This window comes from Flavobacterium sp. (assembly GCF_004211145.1).
GTDB lineage: Bacteria > Bacteroidota > Bacteroidia > Flavobacteriales > Flavobacteriaceae > Flavobacterium.
Genome location: NZ_SEBS01000002.1, coordinates 1 through 17299, shown reverse-complemented (window position 1 = coordinate 17299; position 17299 = coordinate 1). Strand labels below are relative to the sequence as shown.

The following is a 17299-nucleotide window of genomic DNA, read 5'->3' as shown; positions in this document are numbered from 1 at the left end:
TTTCGTCGTTTGTCGTTCGTCTTACAAAATGAAAGGAGTTCTCTTAGTAAACCTCGGTTCACCCGATTCCCCAGACCCAAAAGACGTAAAACCGTATCTCGATCAATTTTTGATGGATAAATATGTGATCGACGTACCGTTTTTGTTACGCGCGCTGCTCGTTCGCGGCATCATCTTGAGAAAGCGTCCCGAAGATTCGGCTCATGCGTACCAAAAAATTTGGACCGACGAAGGTTCGCCACTTATCGTGATTTCGAAACGATTCTACGAAAAAGTAAAGGCGCAGTCCGATGTTCCGGTCGCGCTTGCGATGCGTTACGGAAAACCGTCGATCGAAGCCGGAATGAAGGAATTGGCGGCTCAAGGCGTGACTGAAATGTTGCTGTTCCCGCTGTATCCGCAATACGCGATGGCGTCGACGAAAACCATCGAAGTTTTGGCCGAAGAAATCCGCAAGAAGCAATTCCCGACGATGAAAATCACCGAAGTTCCGGCGTTTTACAACCGTCCGGATTATATCAAAAACCTGTCGGACCTCATCGCAAAACACCTCGAAAGTTTCGATTACGATCATTTGTTGTTTTCCTATCACGGCATTCCCGAACGTCATATCCGCAAGACCGACATAACGAAATCGCATTGCAAAATCGACGGTTCGTGCTGCGTCACGCCATCGCCTGCGCATAAATTCTGTTACCGACATCAATGTTACGAAACGACGCGTTTGGTCGTGGAACAACTCGGATTGCCTAAAGACAAATATTCGCTCACGTTCCAGTCGCGACTCGCCGGAGACAAATGGCTCGAGCCGTACACCGACGTCGAAATCAATAAAATGCCCGCGAAAGGCATTAAGAAATTAGCCGTCGTCACGCCCGCTTTCGTAGCCGATTGCCTCGAAACTTTAGAGGAAATCGCGATGCGCGCCAACGAGGATTTCAAGGAAAATGGAGGTGAGGATTTCCATGCGATCCCGTGTCTCAACGAAAACGACGATTGGGTAAAAACCGCTTCCAACTGGATCGCCGATTGGGTCAAAACCGACAAAATTTTCGCCTAAATGGAACAAACCAACGAGGAGTTCGGAACGGGCAGCTTGAAAAAGCTGTTGCTGCGGCAAGCGGTTCCGGCTTCGATTGGCATGCTTTTCTTGACGGTCAACATGCTGGTCGATACGATTCTCGTCGGGCGTTGGGTCGGGGCGATTGCGATTGCGGCGTTGACCGTCGTGACACCGATCATCTTTTTGATGGGTTCGATCGGATTCGCGGTCGGAGCCGGCGGAAGTTCGGTTCTCTCAAGAGCGTTGGGCGCCAAAAAATTCGACAAGGCCGAGAAAACGGTCGCACATCAAATCCTGCTCACGACAATATTGACGTTGATCCTGATGTTCGCAGGCTACTTTTTCTCTGATTGGATGCTGAACCTGTTCGGCGCGAAAGGCGAAATCGTAAAACCGGCCAAGGAATTCTTCTATCCGTTGTTATTCGCCGGTCCGTTGCAAGCGCTTTCGGCTATGGGAAATTCGGTGATGCGCGCCGAGGATCGCGCTCGTTACGCGATGGTAGGAATGATCGCGCCGTCGGTGATGAACTTGGTTTTCGACGTCATTTTCATCAAGTTTCTGGACATGGGGGTTTTCGGTGCCGCGCTTGCGACTTCGCTTTCGTTCGCGGCCGGATTTCTGTATCTGGTTTGGTATTTCGTCAAGAAAAGCAAGATTCGGCTTCACTTGTCTCATTTCGTTCCCGACTTTAAGCTCGCGGGCGAAATCGGCGGGTTGAGTTTTACGCCGCTGGCACGACAGAGCGTGATCTCAGTATTGACGATTTTATTGAACCACCAATTGTTCTCGTTCGGAGGCGATACGTCGGTCGCGGTATACGGCATTGTGAGTAAAATGCTCATGTTCGCTTTGTTTCCCGTGAACGGGATTACCGAAGGTTTTCAACCGATCGCGGGCTATAATTTCGGAGCGAAAAAATACGATCGCGTGCAAAAGATCGTGAAGATTTCGGTGGTTTCGGCAGCGACGCTATCGGTCGTTATCTACGTTTTGATCCTGATTTTCGCCGAGCAGATCGTGTCGCTGTTCATCAACGACGCCGACGTTTTGAAACAAACCCCGAATGCGTTGCGCTGGGTTTTCGCCGCATCGCCAGTGATCGCCGTGCAACTCATCGGATCGGCTTATTTCCAATCGTCGGGGAAAGCTATAAAATCATTGCTGCTGACGTTGACCAAACAAGGATTTTTCCTGATTCCGCTTATCCTGATTTTGCCCGAATATTTTGGTATTTTTGGAATATGGGTCGCGTTCCCGATCGCCGACGTGCTCAGCGTTCTCGTCACGGGAAGTTTCCTGTTCGCGTCCCTCAAAAAATTGCCCGATGGAAAGTTATAACTATCTCAAATCGCTTCACTTAATCTTCGTGATCACTTGGTTCGCGGGGCTTTTTTATATCGTCCGACTGTTCGTCTACCAGATCGAAGCGGCTTCGAAACCATCGCCCGAGAAGGAAATTCTGCAGAAACAATACAAGATCATGACGTATCGATTGTGGTATATCATCACGTGGCCATCGGCGGTTTTGGCGGTTTTATTCGCTTTCTCGCTTTTGTATTTGATGCCCGAATGGCTCAGCCAACCTTGGATGCACGTGAAATTGGGCTTTGTGTTTTTGTTGATTTTATATCAGTTGAAATGCCAGCAAATCTTCACTCAACTGCAAAAAGATGAAGTGAAATACAGCTCGAATTTCATGCGATTGTGGAACGAAGGCGCGACGATCATTTTATTCGCAGTTGTATTTTTGGTGATCTTGAAGAATGCGGTCAATTGGATTTACGGCGTCGTCGGAATCATCTCATTTTCGATCCTGATCATGCTCGGATTCAAATTCTACAAACGCATCCGACAAAAAAACAATTCGTAAATGGCCGGGATTTTCAACATATCGCTGCGCACGCGGATTTTCCTGTCAATGATTTTACTGATCGTGGTCGCGTCGATTTTGCTCGCGTCGATTTCGATCATCCAATTCAAGAACGAGGCGAAAGAATACCATCAGGAGCGGCTCGAAAACAAGGAAAACGCAATTACCGAGCATATCAATTATGTGTTGTCGACCACGACGTATCCGCTTACGACGCGCAATTTGCCGTTGATTTTCAAGGATCGGATCCACGAACTGTCGGACATCCATAATTTGGAAATCAATATTTACGGGCTCGATGGGAAGTTGTTGATCTCGTCGAAATCGTCGTTCTCGATCGATAGCGTCGCGCCTCCGATTCCGCCATTTGTATTGAAACTCGTGCAATCGTCGATCGAAAAACGATACGTCGACATCAAAAGCGTCGACGGCATGAAAAACCGCTCGTCGTACAGCCAGATCAAGGACGACAAGTTCAAGCCGCTTGGGATATTGAATATTCCGTACGTGGAAGACGACGGATTTTATGAAAAAGAACTCAAGAGTTTCCTGATCCGACTCGGACAGGTTTACGGATTTACTTTGGTCATCGCGTTCGGGCTTGCGTACTTTTTGTCGACGTACATCACGCAAACGCTCAAGACGATTTCCGAACGTATCCACGAGACGAGTTTCATGCAAAAAAACCAGAAAATTTACCTCAAGGCCAACAGCAAGGAAATCGACTCGCTCATCAAGGCCTACAACGGAATGGTCGATGAACTCGAGCAAAGCGCCGTGAAACTCGCACAATCCGAACGCGAGGAAGCGTGGCGCGAAATGGCGAAACAGGTCGCGCACGAGATCAAGAATCCGCTCACGCCGATGCGACTGACGGTGCAGAGTTTCCAGCGCAAATTCGATGCGAACGATCCCGATCTGAAACAGAAACTCAACGATTTTTCACAGACATTGATCCAACAGATCGATACGATGAGCGCGGTCGCTTCAGCGTTCTCAAACTTCGCGTCGATGCCCGCCCAGCAGAACGAAACGCTCAATGTGGTTCAGGTCGTGGAGTTGGCGCTTGACATTTTCAACGAGGATTTCATTTCATTCGAAAGTTCCGAGGAAGAAATCATTTCGGAAATCGATCGCACGCAATTGATCCGAATCATTACGAATCTGGTCAAGAACGCGATCCAGGCAATTCCTGAAAACCGCGAACCCAAAATGGTCGCCGTCAAAGTGGAACGCGATAACAAACACAACGTTTTGATATCGGTGCGCGACAACGGCTACGGGATCGAACCGTTCAATTCGCCGCACATTTTCGAACCGAAGTTTACGACGAAAACCAGCGGAATGGGTCTCGGACTCGGCATCATAAAAAACATCATAGAGAATTATAAAGGAAGCATTACCTTTGAGACTGAACCTGAAAAAGGCACTGTTTTTACGGTTTGCCTTCCTATAATTGGTAAGTGATTGACAATGGATAATTGACAATTGATAATTGACAATTGACAATTAGGTTCGGGCTTGAAACAACAAATCTCAACTAACACAGATATGGAATTCGAAAACATATTGATTGAAAAAAATGAAAGAATCGCGACGGTAACCATCAATCGCCCCGCGAAACTAAATGCGCTCAACAAGGCCACGATAAAAGAGCTCAACCAAGTTTTCACCGACCTTGAAGCTGACGGAGAAGTCGGCGTGATCATCTTGACCGGAAGCGGCGAAAAAGCGTTCGTAGCTGGAGCCGATATCTCGGAATTCGCTGATTTCGACGACGAACAAGGTGCGGCTTTGGCGGCAACAGGACACGACATCCTTTTTAATTTCATCGAAAATTTGAGAAAACCCGTAATCGCGGCCGTGAACGGATTCGCGCTCGGCGGCGGTTTGGAACTCGCGATGGCGTGCCATTTCAGGATCGCATCCGACAACGCGAAAATGGGATTGCCTGAGGTCACTTTGGGCGTGATTCCAGGTTATGGCGGAACGCAGCGTTTGCCGCAACTTGTCGGAAAAGGGAAAGCCCTCGAAATGATTTTGTCGGCCTCTATGTTGACCGCCGAGGACGCGAAGACCTGGGGTTTGGTCAACCACGTCGTACCTCAGCAAGAACTGTTGCCGTTGGCGAATGAACTCGCGACGAAAATTTCTAAGAATTCTCCGGTTGCGGTTTCAAAAGCGATCGAGGTCGTGAACGCCGGTTTCGACATGGACGCGAACGGTTTCCAGGCTGAGATCCGAGCTTTCGGCTATTGCTTCGGAACTGAAGATTTCAAAGAAGGAACGACGGCGTTTCTTGAAAAGAGAAAGCCGGTTTTCCCGGGACGTTAAAAAAATCGCGATGAGGAAAATGTTGTTTTCGGTTTTGTTTTGCGTCGGGATTTCCATGTCGGCGCAAACGAAAACGCAGCAGCAATTCTTCGCTCAGATTTTCAAATATCGCGCTGATAAGATCGTCTATTCGGAACATGTCGTCAACGATTTGAAGGAATTCAAAAAGATGTTGACCAAACGCAAAACGTCTCGTCGCCCCGATTATGGGAAATGGCGCGGCAATGCGTCGGCGCCTGAAACCATTACGTTGAGTGCGGCCGAGATCGACTTCGTGATTTCGGAATTGGCGCAAGCGAACAAGAACAAGAACTGGTCGAAAGGACTGATCAAGAACTCACGTTTGGTGAGCGAACAGGAAATGGACTCCATTTTTCTCGACAAAGACAAAGGGTACGAGTATTTCAAGAAAAATTACGGCCCTGTTTTGGATCACGTCTCAAAACCCGTTTTCCTTAAAAACAACACCGTCGGTATTTTCTATAAAGGAACGTCGGGCAAACCATTGAGTGGCGGCGGCGGATTCTCAATATACGTGAAAGACGACGGAATTTGGAAGGAATACGCGATGCTCACGATGTCGGTCAGTTGACTTCAAATGTTAAGTTTTGAATCTTAACTGTTCGTAACCCGATAATGGCGTAAATTTATGTTCACTCAAAGTAGGAAACCATGGACATAATTTATCAACCCAATCTCGGACTTTCGATCAACGACGCGACGATCACTTGGGGAATGAACCGCGACCAGGTGCGCGAACTGCTCAAGGTTTCGTTCGAGGAAGACAACACGACGTTCGATCTCAGCGATTTGTTCGACGATGAGGACGACGATTTCGACTTTAGCCAAAACCGCGACATTTATTCAGGTTTGGCAAGCGCGGGCGACTCCATTTTCCTGAGTTACGACAAAAAAAATGCGCTTACCGAGTTTGAAATGCATGAAGGAATCGCGGTCTCGATCCACGATTTCAGATTTTATCAAGACCAGCCGATGCACGAAATCGTGACGTGGTTCAGGCAAAACAACTTCAACATTACGCAAGTTGAGCCCGGAAACTTCGCAGTCGCCGAGCTCAAGATTTCAGTCGCCAGCCACAACGCGATGGGCGGGCAAGGCGATAATTTATCGTATCTCTACGCGTCAAACGACGTTTCCCATCTTATTGATTGAACGCCGGCGCAAACACGTCTTTCGCGAAATCCTCGAAAGAACGCTTCCCTTTCACGACATTTTCAGGTTGCTGGTCGACTTGTTCCCAGGCTCGGCCTTCGCGGAACGCTTCTCCCATTTCGATAAACGATTGGGCGGCGCTTTCTGAGAATCCGTTTTGGAGCAAGCCGTCACTGTATTGATCATTTTCAAATCGTACCCATTGCAGATCGGGTTTTCCAATCGCGGTTCCCAAGATCGATGCGATTTCATTGTTCGTGATCTCGGCGCTGATGATGAAGCGGTTTTGCCTTTGTACGTTCGGATTCAGGATCGCGTCGGCAGCTTGATCGGCGATATCGGCCGGATGAGTGATCAGGAATCGAGAATCGGGCGCGGTGTTGTCTCCGATTATTCCCGCGTGTTTTATCAGACCGATCGTCGCTAGATAATTGGTGTAGAATCCGCCCGGACGCAGATATGTGATATCGACGTTTTCGAGTTTTGCATAGTGTTCTTCAGCGAGAGCCAACGCGCTCAACGGCCCGCTTCCCAATGGTAAATGTGCGCCCATGCTGCTTAGGACGACGATTCTTTTGACGGCTGATTCTTGGATCGCGTCGGCATACCGTTTGCCTGAATCGGCGATGTAGGCCGTCATGTCTTGCGCTTGATAATCGGGCGGAATCATTAGATAGACGACATCGCTTCCGGTGAACGTTTTGATTAGGAAATCTTCGTCGGTAGTATTTCCGATGGCGGCTTTCGCACCGAGTTTTTCGATTTCGGAAATCTTATCGCGCGAACGGCTCACGACGATCACGTCATTCCCTTTCCCGACCAATTGTGCAACGAGCGGCTTGCTGATATTTCCCAAAGAACCTGTTACTGTAATTTTCATGGTGAAGTGTTTTTTAATTCGTGAACAAAGTTATCTTTGTACTTACTTTTATACAAGTACTTACCCTATAGTGTGTAGTTATGGCAGCAATTAAGGAAACATCGGTAATCCAGGAAAACAAGGCGGCAGCGATGATAGAATGTCCCGTGACGTACGTGATGGACAAGATTGGCGGTTATTGGAAACCGATTATTTTGTTCCAGTTGATGCAAGGAGAGAAACGGTATGGCGAACTGAGGCGTTCAATCCCGACGATTACCGAGAAAATGCTCATCCAAAGTTTGAAGCAACTCGAAGCCGAAAACTTGATCGTTCGTACTGCCGAACCCGTTGTGCCGCCAGTCGTGCGTTATAAACTAAGCGAATCCGGATTGCGGCTCCAAACGGTCTTGCACTCGATGGCCGATTGGGTAATCGAGGAAAGTAAAATGCTGGGAATTCCGCTGAGCAAGGAATTAGCCGATTTTCCGTCGGTGAATAAAAAGTGGGTAGAACGAAGAGAAATCGGTCGCAATTATAAGCGTCCGTCGCATTCGGATTAAAATTTTGAAAAAATTCTTGCGCGGTAATTTTTTCGTAGAGGATGAAAAGTTGGAGGAAACCTGGCAGTAAATTTTAATTGAATTTTTCGTTTTTTGCAACAGACCTAACAGGTTTTGAAAACCTGTTAGGTCTGTTGCAAAAAACGAAAATCGTTACTTTGTCAAGTACACATTTCCTGCCTATTTTGTTAATTCGAAAATCAAATCAGGCGCGTCCGTCCCATTCCGAATAAAACTGCGTGAGGAAATCTTCCATGAAATCGTGTCGCGATCCGGCGATGCGCTTTGCGGTTTCGGTATTCATCAGATCCTTTAACAGCAACAGTTTTTCGTAGAAATGATTGATCGTTGGCGCGGTCGTTTTCTTGTATTCTTCCTTCGACATATTGCGGTTCGGCTTGATTTCAGGATCATAAAGCGCCCGATTCTTGAAACCTCCATAATTGAACGCGCGTGCGATCCCGATTGCGCCCAAAGCATCCAAACGGTCGGCGTCCTGAACGATTCGGAGTTCCTTGGACGTAAATGCTTTTTCGAAATTTCCGCCCTTGAACGAAATATTGTCGATGATGGCGATCACGTGAACAATCGTCTGCTCATCCACATTTTTGCCTTCGAGGAATTCGCGGGCGACTTTCGGGCCGACGGTTTCGTCTCCGTCGTGGAATTTACTGTCGGCGATGTCGTGCAATAACGCGCCGAGTTGGGCAACGATCAAATCGCAGTTTTCAGTTTCGGCTATCAATAACGTATTTTTCCAGACGCGTTCGATGTGAAACCAGTCGTGTCCGCCCTCGGCATCTTTCAACTGTTCTTTCACGAATGCGATCGTATCCGGAATCAGGTTTTCCATCAGATCTTGATGCGAGCCGGTTCGACCCATTTGAAGATGTGTGATTCCTGCGGGATCACGAGTCGTTCTGAAATCCTGGCCATACGCGCGGGAAGTTTCATCAGGAAATCGCGTGCTTTCTCAGCTTCATCGGTCAAATTAGTGATGGTTCCGATGTTCCAGCGCTCGATCAGTTTCTGCAGGATATCGACGTAATCGGCCGCGGTATAAACGCCGATTCGTTGTGCCGAATCTGAGAAATGTTCGAATGCCGAACTAATCTTGTCGCCCGATTCACGAAGGAAGTGCGCCGGCATCACTATTTTCAATTTCATCATGTGTTGGAAGGCGAGCATCATTTCACTTGGGTCGACTTTGAAGATTCGGTCCACGAAATCACTGTATGCATGATGGTGACGCATTTCATCGCCCGCAATCATCTTGCACATTTTAGAAAGGTCTTTCGCGCCGTATTGTTTCGCCAATTGGGAAACGCGGTTGTGGGAAACGTAAGTCGCCAATTCCTGGAAACTGGTGTAGACGAAGTTTTTGTATGGATCGCGGTCGGTGCCGATGTCGAAACCGTCGGCGATCAGATGCTGCGTGCTCATTTCGATCTCGTGCATGTTCACGCGGCCTGACAAGTACAGATATTTATTGAGCAGGTCACCGTGGCGGTTTTCTTCAGACGTCCATTGACGCACCCATTTTGACCAACCGTTGCGTTCGACCTGTCCGACGCCATCGACGTCCATTAACCACGATTCGTAGGTTGGAAGCGCTTCCTCGGTAATCATATCGCCGATGAGCACGATCCAGAAATCATATGGAAGTTCTTTTGCGATCTCACGCAATTCTTTTACTTCTTCGAAAAAGTTGTCGCCTTCGGAATTTGGAAGGAAAGTCGAAGGTTGCCAGATTTTCTCGACAGGAATCAAATATTGGTCTACCAATACATCGATGTCCTTTTCGAGGAACTGCATTACTTCAAGTCGAACGTTCTTTGTTGACATTTTGTGGCATTTAATAATTAATCGACCCGACGACGGTTTTCTCAGTGTATTCCATGATTTCCTCGAAGGAATTTCCTGAAACAGCGATTGGTTCGTGGACCGTGAATTTCAGGTGGTTGCCCAACCCGAGCGGGAAGAAGCCAAATTTGACCATCTTCCATGAATTGTTTATCGTAACCGGCACGACGTAAGCCGACGGAGCCGCTTTGCATAATATTTTTAAACCCGTTTGGGCGAATTCCTTCGGCTTTCCTGTTTTGCTGCGTGTGCCTTCAGGGAAAATCACCGCGCCTCGTTTATGGGCCTGTATATAATCGCCGAGTTTCTTGATCACCGGAAGCGCCTGTCGCGGATCTTTCCTGTCGATCAAAACCGAACCGCCATGACGCAGGTTGTAGGAAACGCTTGGGATTCCTTTGCCGAGTTCTTGCTTGGAGACGAATTTCGGATGGCATCGCCTGAGAAACCAAATGATCGAAATCACGTCGTACAAACTTTGATGGTTCGCCACGATGATCACGGGAACGCCTTTGGGCAATTTCTCACGACCCGTGACCGTGTATCGCGTCCCTAAAATATGTGTGCACGACTTGAGGCACAAATTCAGGTAGTCGACACTTTTTTTATGCGCCTGATATCCGAAAACATTCAGGCAAATCCACTGTACGGGATGAAAGACCAACAGGCAAAGCCCGAAAAAGAAATAGTAAACTATCGATATAGGATACGAAATAATTTTCTCCATGCCTTTAGTAAATCCCGCCAAAAGTACGCAAATTAATTGTGTAACCGTTTACGAAATTCCCACGATTTGGGCGTAAAACACCATTTAACAATAAGTGTAGGAAACATATATTTTGGAACGCTCAGGATATGATACTTTTAACCTGTTACGAAACAACTGAAAACAACCTGCAATCAACGCCAATCAACTCATTATAAGCCATAAAGCCAGCGGGTTGTTTTTACTGTTTCAGGTGTGGAAAAAGATAGAATCGGGACGGAATCCACATCCAAAAAAAGAGTACATTTACCGAAATTTATTAACGTTAAGAAGCCGAAAAAATGAGTTCAGAGAAAGAAGCCAAACTAAAAGCACTGCAATTAACATTAGACAAACTTGATAAAACATACGGCAAGGGAACGGTCATGAAAATGGGCGACAAAGCCGTCGAAGAAGTTGAAACGATATCGTCGGGATCGCTCGGGCTTGACCTTGCGCTTGGCGTTAATGGTTATCCGAAAGGCCGTATCATCGAGATTTACGGGCCTGAATCTTCAGGTAAAACCACACTTACACTACACGCGATCGCCGAAGCCCAAAAAGCAGGTGGAATCGCTGCATTTATCGATGCTGAACACGCATTCGACCGTAATTATGCCGACAAACTCGGCGTCAACATAGACGATTTGATTATCTCGCAACCCGACAACGGGGAACAGGCGCTTGAGATCGCTGAAAATCTTATCCGATCAGGAGCGATCGACATTGTCGTGATCGACTCGGTTGCCGCACTCACGCCAAAAAGTGAGATCGAAGGTGAAATGGGCGACTCGAAAATGGGTCTGCACGCGCGTTTGATGTCGCAGGCATTGCGAAAACTTACGGCTACGATCAGCAAGACGAACTGTACGGTTTTCTTCATCAACCAGTTGCGTGAAAAAATCGGCGTGATGTTCGGAAATCCTGAGACGACTACGGGTGGAAATGCGTTGAAATTTTACGCGTCGGTTCGCCTTGACATCCGTCGCCAGACACAAATCAAAGATGGCGACAACGTAATCGGAAACCGCACGAAAGTGAAGGTCGTTAAGAATAAAGTGGCGCCGCCTTTCCGTTTCGCGGAGTTCGACATCATGTATGGAGAAGGCGTTTCGAAAACCGGTGAAATCCTGGATTTGGCCGTCGAGTTTGAAATCGTGAAGAAATCCGGATCGTGGTTCAGCTATGGCGACACCAAACTAGGTCAAGGTCGTGACGCCGTGAAAGTCATGATAAAAGACAATCCTGAACTGGCCGACGAACTCGAACAAAAGATCAAAACTAAGATCAAGGAACAAAACAAATGATAAAAAGGCCCGCAAGGGCTTTTATTTTTTAAATATGACGCAACCATTTTAAACATATTGCATCCTATGAAAAGTTTAGTAAAAATTAGAATGAGAAAACTGTTGTTCTTTTTGGTATTGGCTTTCTCCATTTTCTCTTGCAGCGTGGACAGCAAGCCGGAGTCAACCGAGTTTTTATTGCCGGTTGAGAGTGTAGAAGCGCCAACGTCGATGTATGCGGGACAAACCACTACATTCCAAGTAGGCTACAGGAGACCGACTGATTGCCATATCTTTAACGGTTTCTACAATAATTCTGACGGATCTGCGCAAATCGTTGCAGTCCGGGCGCTAAAGTTCGATCAAGGGAATTGTATGGACGACTCTGAAAATATTTATGTTGTGCCGTATCAATTCACGCCTGACGTGCCCGGCGATTACCTTTTCAAATTCTGGAAAGGAAATAATGAAACAGGAGCGCCTGAGTATCTGGAATATGAAGTAATTGTAGAATAACGTTAAAGACGCCCGAATTTTGAGTTTAGAACAGCTCATAGATGATTGCAGGAATAACGACAGGAAAGCACAAGAACAGTTATATCGATTGTACAAATCGAAGCTTTTCGCGGTTTGCCTGAAGTATTCCCGAAATTACGCTGAAGCGGAAGACAACTTCCAGGACGGCTTTATCATCATTTTCAATAAAATCGGGCAATACAATTTTAAAGGTTCTTTTGAAGGCTGGATGAAGCGCATCATGATCAACAACGTGCTGCAACAATACAGAAACGTCACGTTTTTGGACATGGTAGATAGGGACGTCGCTGATCACGATGTCGAGGTAGAGATAGACGACGACGCGATTCCGTTGGATTATCTGATGGGAATCATACAGGAATTACCCGATCGTTATCGGTTGGTGTTTAACCTGTATGTGATTGACGGTTATCCGCACAAAGAAATTTCAGAAATGCTAAGCATCACGACCGGAACGTCAAAGTCAAATTTGGCACGCGCCCGAATGATTTTGAAAGACAAGATTGACAATTATAACAATACACAAAAATTACCCTCTGCGAAATGAGCGAGAAGAAGCATATCGACCGCCTTTTTCAAGAGAAGTTCAAAGATTTTGAAGTTGAACCCTCTGATGAAACGTGGTCATACATAGAAGCAAGGCTTGAGGAGAAAAAAGATCGCAAGATCATTCCATTTTGGTTCCAATTCGCGGGAGTTGCCGCCGTGTTGCTCATTGGTTTACTGATAGCATTCAACATGGGCAATAACGACCCGAAAAATATGAACGCGACACCGGTTGTTTCAGCTCCTGAAAACAATACGAAAGGCGATACTACCACTGGAAATCAAATAGGAACGCCTTCGAACGGATTGAACGGAACGCCGAAAAACAACGAAGCCGTAACAAATTCCGGAGTCGAAAAATCAAATACGGATGGTTCCAAAATCGCGACATCTGAAGGTGATCCAAACACCGGCAACGGATCGACGATCGCTAATCGGAAATCAAAAAACCTGAACGAGCGCGCCAATAAAGCAACGGATTTCCCACAAAACGCGAATCAAGGCGTGGCTGGAAAACAATCGAACAAGTCGGGCGCGAAAAACGGTTCTAAAAAGGTTCAAAGCGTTGCGAACGACGATGCGAAATCGTCAAGAGAGGAAAACGAATCGCGTTACGCCACGACAACAGGCAAAGGAAAAAAATCCGGGCAAAAAGCTTCATCAAAAGCCAATGTTTCAGGAGTTGCGAACGATGGAACGAATTCACCGGCAAACGATTCTCGTTACGCTACGACGTCAGATAATAAAAAATCCGGCAAAAACGCTACGTCTAAAAACAACGTGTCGATCGGAAATGAAAATGGTTCTGTTTCGGGTAAAGAAAACGATTCGCGTTACGCCACGACATCTGATCCGAATAAAAAAGGAAAATCGACGAATAACAACAACGAAACAACTACTAATCAAAACCTTAAGAACGAAAACAACGTAAGTAAACAAAATCAAATTGCACAAAACGAGAACAACCAATCGGGTAAACCCCAACAACACAACAACCCTGAAGTAACTGAAACAAAAACAACTTCGACCCAAGCTATCACCGCCAAAACCGATGATACAAAAAAGGACTCTACTGCTATTGCTACGGTAGAAGAACCCAATGCACTGGAAGAATTGCTAAAAAATGAAAAAGAAAACAAGTCAGTTACCCAAAACGAACCTAAAATAGATAGGTGGCAAGTCACAACGAATGTTGCCCCTATTTATTTAAGTTCAACAAGTGAAGGTTCCCCGATTGATTCCCGTTTTGCAAACAATGAAAAAGATTACAAGACCAAACTTTCTTACGGAGTCGGTTTGAGTTACGCGGTCAGCAAAAGATTGTCGGTTCGCGCGGGCGTGAATTCGATGTCGTTCGAATACGACACCAAAGACGTCGTGTTCAACCAAGCAGGCAATGCGCGCCGGCTCGAGCACGTCAAGACGAATGTTCAGGGATCGTTATTGGATATTCAATCCAAAAGAGATCCGTCGGTTGTCAACGCCGCGCCCGAGTTGGGGTTGAATGGAAACATCACGCCTCAGTTCGACGGCAGCCTGAACCAGAAAACGGGTTATATCGAAGTTCCGGTCGAACTTGCGTATAAAGTGATCGACAGACGTTTCGGAGTTGAAGTAATCGGAGGTTTCAGTACGTTGTTCCTGAACCAGAATGAGGTTTCGGTAGTTTCATCGTCGACCGAAATGGAAATCGGCAAAGCCAACAATTTAAATGACATGCATTTCAGCACGAACGTCGGGCTTGGAATGAAATACAATATTTTGAAAGCGCTCCAGTTCAAACTCGAGCCGATGTTCAAATACCAGATCAACACATTCAGTGATTCAGGGAATTTCAAACCTTACTTTTTTGGGGTTTACACAGGCCTGAACTACCGTTTTTAAAGATAGTTAGTTGGTTACAATTTAGTTAGGTTGTTATTCGTCCCAGGATGATAACTTTAAAAGAGCACTCGGCCAAGTGCTCTTTTTTTTATTTCTTGCCCGACAGCAATTCGTGGTAGATAATGGTTCGCGTCTCGTTTCGCAAATCTTTTATGTCTTTCTTGTTCTCGTCCGACCTATCAATCGTTGGGATTTCGTGGTGCAATTTGACGCGCATCAATCCCGGGCTTCCGCTCAGAAACGTAAACGAGAAACGCTTTTTGTTGTCGTGGAACGTAATCGGGAAAACCGGCAGATGATGTTCGATCGCCAATCTAAAAGCGCCGTCCTTGAATTCATCGAGCAGCACCGATTCATCGCTCGGCACGCCGCCTTCCGGAAAAATACAGATGCTCAAACCCTGGTTGATTCTTTTCTGGGCGCGTTCGAAAACTTCCTTGCGGCTTTTCGGGCTGCTTCGGTCGACCAAAATACATGTCCGTTTATAGAAAAATCCGAACAACGGAATTTTTACCAATTCCTTTTTCCCGACGAATACGAACGGATTGCGAACAACGGCGAGCATGAGCATGATGTCGGCCATCGACGTGTGATTGGCCACGAACATGTAGCTTTTCCCGGGTTCGGGTTCGTCTTCCTTTTCCAGCTTATACCAGAATCCCATTCCGAACAGAATGAATTTCGCCCACAACCGCGCCATGATGAAAAAGTACGGATACCATTTTTCCTTTGCGATCGAGATGACCAGAAACGGCAGCAACGCCAATATCGGAATGGCCATCAGGATATAAAACCAAATACGCCACAACAGCCAGAAAATAATTTTGAGGAATTTCATCTTTTCAAAAGTAAGGAATCGCGGTTACATTTCACAAAACGATTAACTTTGCGGCCATCCGATCGAGAACGCTTGGTCGGATCAAAATAAAATCAAACGCCATGGCCAAAATACTTACGGGAATTCAAAGTACCGGAACGCCGCATCTTGGGAATTTGCTCGGAGCGATCCTGCCAGCGATCGAACTTTCGAACAAACCGGAAAACCAGTCTTTCCTTTTCATCGCCGATCTGCACTCGATCACGCAAATCAAGGACGGTGAAACCCTGCGCGACAACACATACAGCACGGCTTCGGCTTGGCTCGCTTGCGGACTCGATGTTGAGAAGGTCGTTTTTTACCGACAGTCGGATGTTACCGAAACCGCTGAGCTTTCGTGGTATTTGAGCTGTTTCTTCCCGTACCAGCGTTTGACGTTGGCGCATTCGTTCAAAGACAAATCGGATCGTCTGGCCGATGTGAACGCCGGATTATTTTCATATCCGATGCTAATGGCCGCCGATATTTTATTATATGACGCCGAATTCGTTCCCGTGGGCAAAGACCAGTTGCAACACATCGAAATCACGCGTGATGTAGCCGCTAGATTCAACCATCAAATGGGCGAAACTTTCGTCTTGCCCGAACCGTTCACGCACGAGGAAACCAAACTCGTTCCCGGAACCAACGGCGGCAAGATGAGCAAGTCGGCCAACAACATCATCAATATTTTCCTCGACGACAAAGCGCTGCGCAAGCAAGTCATGTCGATCGAAACCGACAGCACGCCATTGGAAGACCCGAAAAATCCGGACACGTGCAAGATTTTCGCAATCTACCAATTATTGGCATCGAAGGAACAAACCGCTGAAATGCGCGTGAAATATGAAAACGCCAACCGCGATTTCGGTTACGGGCACGCCAAGCAATTGCTGTTCGAACTTATCCTCGAAAAATTCAAGGAAACGCGCGAACGTTACAACCATTACATCAACAATCGCGAGGAAGTCGATCGTTTGCTGAAACTCGGTGCCGCGAAGGCGAAAATAGTCGCGAACGGCGTTTTGGACAAAGTCCGATTCAAACTGGGGTACGAAAAATAGTCAGATCGCCTCGAACATCTTTCCGGGCAACGGCCGGATCACGCCTTTGAGTTCCATTTCCAACAGCAGCGACGACATCCTGAAAATCGGGAAATTGCATTCGAGCGCTACCGTGTCGAGCGATTCGCGTCCCGTCGCGATTAGGAAATCATAGATTTTTTGTTGTTCGTCCGATAAGGAAACGAACAGCTTTTTCTGCACCGATTTGGCTTCGGTCTTCAAATCCCAATTCAACATATAGACGAGATCGGCGGCGCTGCCCAGCAAATGTGCGCGTTGGGTCTTGATCAGCCGATTGCAGCCTTCGCTGTATTTGTCGGTCGCGCGGCCAGGTACCGCAAACACTTCGCGGTTGTAGTCGTTGGCGATGTTGGCCGTGATAAGCGATCCGCCTTTGTCGGCCGATTCGATGATGATCGTGGCTTCGCTCATGCCCGCGACGATCCGGTTCCGACGTACGAAATTCACCTGTTCGGGAATCGCACGCGTTTGGAATTCGGTCATGAAACCACCGTTTTCGCGCATGGCCTCGGCGTATTTCCTGTGCGATTTCGGATAAATCTGGTTCAGTCCATGAGCGAGAATGCCGATAGTCTGCAAACCGTTGTCGATCGCTGCCAGATGCGCCGTGATGTCGACGCCGAGCGCATAAC

At 47.1% G+C, this 17299-nt stretch carries 19 protein-coding genes; 13 read left to right on the top strand and 6 right to left on the bottom strand.

Going from position 1 to position 17299, the window contains the following annotated elements:
* Nucleotides 1–28 precede the first annotated feature (28 nt).
* The 7 genes from hemH to EOO50_RS01060 all read left to right on the top strand — a co-directional run bounded on the left by hemH (nucleotide 29) and on the right by EOO50_RS01060 (nucleotide 6443).
* Entirely contained in the window at nucleotides 29–1060 is a 1032-nt protein-coding gene (gene hemH / locus EOO50_RS01090) for a ferrochelatase (RefSeq protein ID WP_290837059.1), read from the top strand.
* Nucleotides 1061–2404: an MATE family efflux transporter gene (locus EOO50_RS01085; protein ID WP_290837058.1), complete on the top strand. Its 1344-nt coding sequence runs from the start codon at nucleotides 1061–1063 to the stop codon at nucleotides 2402–2404. It begins immediately after the preceding gene.
* A complete protein-coding gene (locus EOO50_RS01080; protein WP_290837056.1) occupies nucleotides 2391–2936 on the top strand; it encodes a CopD family protein in 546 nt (181 codons plus the stop codon). The genes EOO50_RS01085 and EOO50_RS01080 overlap by 14 nt, the downstream gene beginning before the upstream one ends.
* 48 nt (nucleotides 2937–2984) lie before the next feature.
* A complete protein-coding gene (locus EOO50_RS01075; RefSeq protein ID WP_290837297.1) occupies nucleotides 2985–4403 on the top strand; it encodes an ATP-binding protein in 1419 nt (472 codons plus the stop codon).
* An 84-nt stretch (nucleotides 4404–4487) separates the two neighbouring features.
* A complete protein-coding gene (locus EOO50_RS01070; protein ID WP_290837054.1) occupies nucleotides 4488–5270 on the top strand; it encodes an enoyl-CoA hydratase-related protein in 783 nt (260 codons plus the stop codon).
* A 10-nt stretch (nucleotides 5271–5280) separates the two neighbouring features.
* Nucleotides 5281–5862: a hypothetical protein gene (locus EOO50_RS01065; protein WP_290837052.1), complete on the top strand. Its 582-nt coding sequence runs from the start codon at nucleotides 5281–5283 to the stop codon at nucleotides 5860–5862.
* Nucleotides 5863–5942: 80 nt separating this feature from the next.
* Entirely contained in the window at nucleotides 5943–6443 is a 501-nt protein-coding gene (locus EOO50_RS01060) for a hypothetical protein (protein ID WP_290837050.1), read from the top strand.
* Here EOO50_RS01060 and EOO50_RS01055 read toward each other — a convergent pair.
* Nucleotides 6433–7323 (bottom strand): NAD(P)H-binding protein, encoded by an 891-nt coding sequence (locus EOO50_RS01055; protein WP_290837048.1) that lies wholly within the window; start codon nucleotides 7321–7323, stop codon nucleotides 6433–6435. The two genes, EOO50_RS01060 and EOO50_RS01055, sit on opposite strands and share 11 nt — an antisense overlap.
* Nucleotides 7324–7403: 80 nt before the next feature.
* On the opposite strand from EOO50_RS01055, the gene EOO50_RS01050 reads away from it, so the two are divergent.
* Entirely contained in the window at nucleotides 7404–7865 is a 462-nt protein-coding gene (locus EOO50_RS01050) for a helix-turn-helix domain-containing protein (protein WP_290837047.1), read from the top strand.
* Nucleotides 7866–8070: 205 nt separating this feature from the next.
* Here EOO50_RS01050 and EOO50_RS01045 read toward each other — a convergent pair whose 3' ends face one another.
* The 3 genes from EOO50_RS01045 to EOO50_RS01035 are packed head-to-tail and all read right to left on the bottom strand — an operon-like array spanning nucleotide 8071 to nucleotide 10455.
* Complete coding sequence (locus tag EOO50_RS01045) at nucleotides 8071–8718, bottom strand: HD domain-containing protein (RefSeq protein ID WP_290837046.1); 648 nt, start codon at nucleotides 8716–8718, stop codon at nucleotides 8071–8073.
* Nucleotides 8718–9710 (bottom strand): acyl-ACP desaturase, encoded by a 993-nt coding sequence (locus tag EOO50_RS01040; RefSeq protein WP_290837045.1) that lies wholly within the window; start codon nucleotides 9708–9710, stop codon nucleotides 8718–8720. The genes EOO50_RS01045 and EOO50_RS01040 overlap by 1 nt, the downstream gene beginning before the upstream one ends.
* A 10-nt stretch (nucleotides 9711–9720) precedes the next feature.
* Nucleotides 9721–10455 carry a lysophospholipid acyltransferase family protein gene (locus tag EOO50_RS01035; RefSeq protein ID WP_290837043.1) on the bottom strand — a complete coding sequence of 245 codons (735 nt, stop codon included), beginning with the start codon at nucleotides 10453–10455 and terminating at the stop codon, nucleotides 9721–9723.
* A gap of 320 nt (nucleotides 10456–10775) precedes the next feature.
* Here EOO50_RS01035 and recA point away from each other — a divergent pair, with 320 nt between their 5' ends.
* The 4 genes from recA to EOO50_RS01015 all read left to right on the top strand — a co-directional run bounded on the left by recA (nucleotide 10776) and on the right by EOO50_RS01015 (nucleotide 14726).
* Entirely contained in the window at nucleotides 10776–11780 is a 1005-nt protein-coding gene (gene recA / locus EOO50_RS01030; protein ID WP_290837041.1) for a recombinase RecA, read from the top strand.
* A 90-nt stretch (nucleotides 11781–11870) separates the two neighbouring features.
* The gene (locus EOO50_RS01025; protein ID WP_290837039.1) at nucleotides 11871–12275 is read left to right on the top strand and encodes a hypothetical protein; all 405 of its coding nucleotides are present in this window, start codon (nucleotides 11871–11873) and stop codon (nucleotides 12273–12275) included.
* 19 nt (nucleotides 12276–12294) lie between these two features.
* The gene (locus EOO50_RS01020) at nucleotides 12295–12843 is read left to right on the top strand and encodes a sigma-70 family RNA polymerase sigma factor (protein ID WP_290837037.1); all 549 of its coding nucleotides are present in this window, start codon (nucleotides 12295–12297) and stop codon (nucleotides 12841–12843) included.
* Nucleotides 12840–14726, top strand: coding sequence for a hypothetical protein (locus EOO50_RS01015; RefSeq protein WP_290837035.1), 1887 nt, complete (start codon nucleotides 12840–12842; stop codon nucleotides 14724–14726). The genes EOO50_RS01020 and EOO50_RS01015 overlap by 4 nt, the downstream gene beginning before the upstream one ends.
* Before the next feature lie 88 nt (nucleotides 14727–14814).
* On the opposite strand, the gene EOO50_RS01010 is transcribed toward EOO50_RS01015, so the two are convergent.
* The gene (locus tag EOO50_RS01010) at nucleotides 14815–15564 is read right to left on the bottom strand and encodes a lysophospholipid acyltransferase family protein (RefSeq protein WP_290837033.1); all 750 of its coding nucleotides are present in this window, start codon (nucleotides 15562–15564) and stop codon (nucleotides 14815–14817) included.
* 101 nt (nucleotides 15565–15665) lie between these two features.
* On the opposite strand from EOO50_RS01010, the gene trpS reads away from it, so the two are divergent.
* Nucleotides 15666–16646 (top strand): tryptophan--tRNA ligase, encoded by a 981-nt coding sequence (gene trpS, locus EOO50_RS01005; RefSeq protein ID WP_290837031.1) that lies wholly within the window; start codon nucleotides 15666–15668, stop codon nucleotides 16644–16646.
* On the opposite strand, the gene EOO50_RS01000 is transcribed toward trpS, so the two are convergent.
* Nucleotides 16647–17299 (bottom strand): DNA-processing protein DprA (locus EOO50_RS01000; protein ID WP_290837029.1); only part of this gene is annotated, 653 nt, incomplete at its 5' end.

Bases quoted from the DNA above. Each gene is read 5' to 3' on its own strand.
- hemH (WP_290837059.1), top strand. From the start codon at position 29: ATGAAAGGAGTTCTCTTAGTAAACCTCGGTTCACCCGATTCCCCAGAC.
- EOO50_RS01085 (WP_290837058.1), top strand. From the start codon at position 1,061: ATGGAACAAACCAACGAGGAGTTCGGAACGGGCAGCTTGAAAAAGCTG.
- EOO50_RS01080 (WP_290837056.1), top strand. From the start codon at position 2,391: ATGGAAAGTTATAACTATCTCAAATCGCTTCACTTAATCTTCGTGATC.
- EOO50_RS01075 (WP_290837297.1), top strand. From the start codon at position 2,985: ATGATTTTACTGATCGTGGTCGCGTCGATTTTGCTCGCGTCGATTTCG.
- EOO50_RS01070 (WP_290837054.1), top strand. From the start codon at position 4,488: ATGGAATTCGAAAACATATTGATTGAAAAAAATGAAAGAATCGCGACG.
- EOO50_RS01065 (WP_290837052.1), top strand. From the start codon at position 5,281: ATGAGGAAAATGTTGTTTTCGGTTTTGTTTTGCGTCGGGATTTCCATG.
- EOO50_RS01060 (WP_290837050.1), top strand. From the start codon at position 5,943: ATGGACATAATTTATCAACCCAATCTCGGACTTTCGATCAACGACGCG.
- EOO50_RS01055 (WP_290837048.1), bottom strand. From the start codon at position 7,323: ATGAAAATTACAGTAACAGGTTCTTTGGGAAATATCAGCAAGCCGCTC.
- EOO50_RS01050 (WP_290837047.1), top strand. From the start codon at position 7,404: ATGGCAGCAATTAAGGAAACATCGGTAATCCAGGAAAACAAGGCGGCA.
- EOO50_RS01045 (WP_290837046.1), bottom strand. From the start codon at position 8,718: ATGGAAAACCTGATTCCGGATACGATCGCATTCGTGAAAGAACAGTTG.
- EOO50_RS01040 (WP_290837045.1), bottom strand. From the start codon at position 9,710: ATGTCAACAAAGAACGTTCGACTTGAAGTAATGCAGTTCCTCGAAAAG.
- EOO50_RS01035 (WP_290837043.1), bottom strand. From the start codon at position 10,455: ATGGAGAAAATTATTTCGTATCCTATATCGATAGTTTACTATTTCTTT.
- recA (WP_290837041.1), top strand. From the start codon at position 10,776: ATGAGTTCAGAGAAAGAAGCCAAACTAAAAGCACTGCAATTAACATTA.
- EOO50_RS01025 (WP_290837039.1), top strand. From the start codon at position 11,871: ATGAGAAAACTGTTGTTCTTTTTGGTATTGGCTTTCTCCATTTTCTCT.
- EOO50_RS01015 (WP_290837035.1), top strand. From the start codon at position 12,840: ATGAGCGAGAAGAAGCATATCGACCGCCTTTTTCAAGAGAAGTTCAAA.
- EOO50_RS01010 (WP_290837033.1), bottom strand. From the start codon at position 15,564: ATGAAATTCCTCAAAATTATTTTCTGGCTGTTGTGGCGTATTTGGTTT.
- trpS (WP_290837031.1), top strand. From the start codon at position 15,666: ATGGCCAAAATACTTACGGGAATTCAAAGTACCGGAACGCCGCATCTT.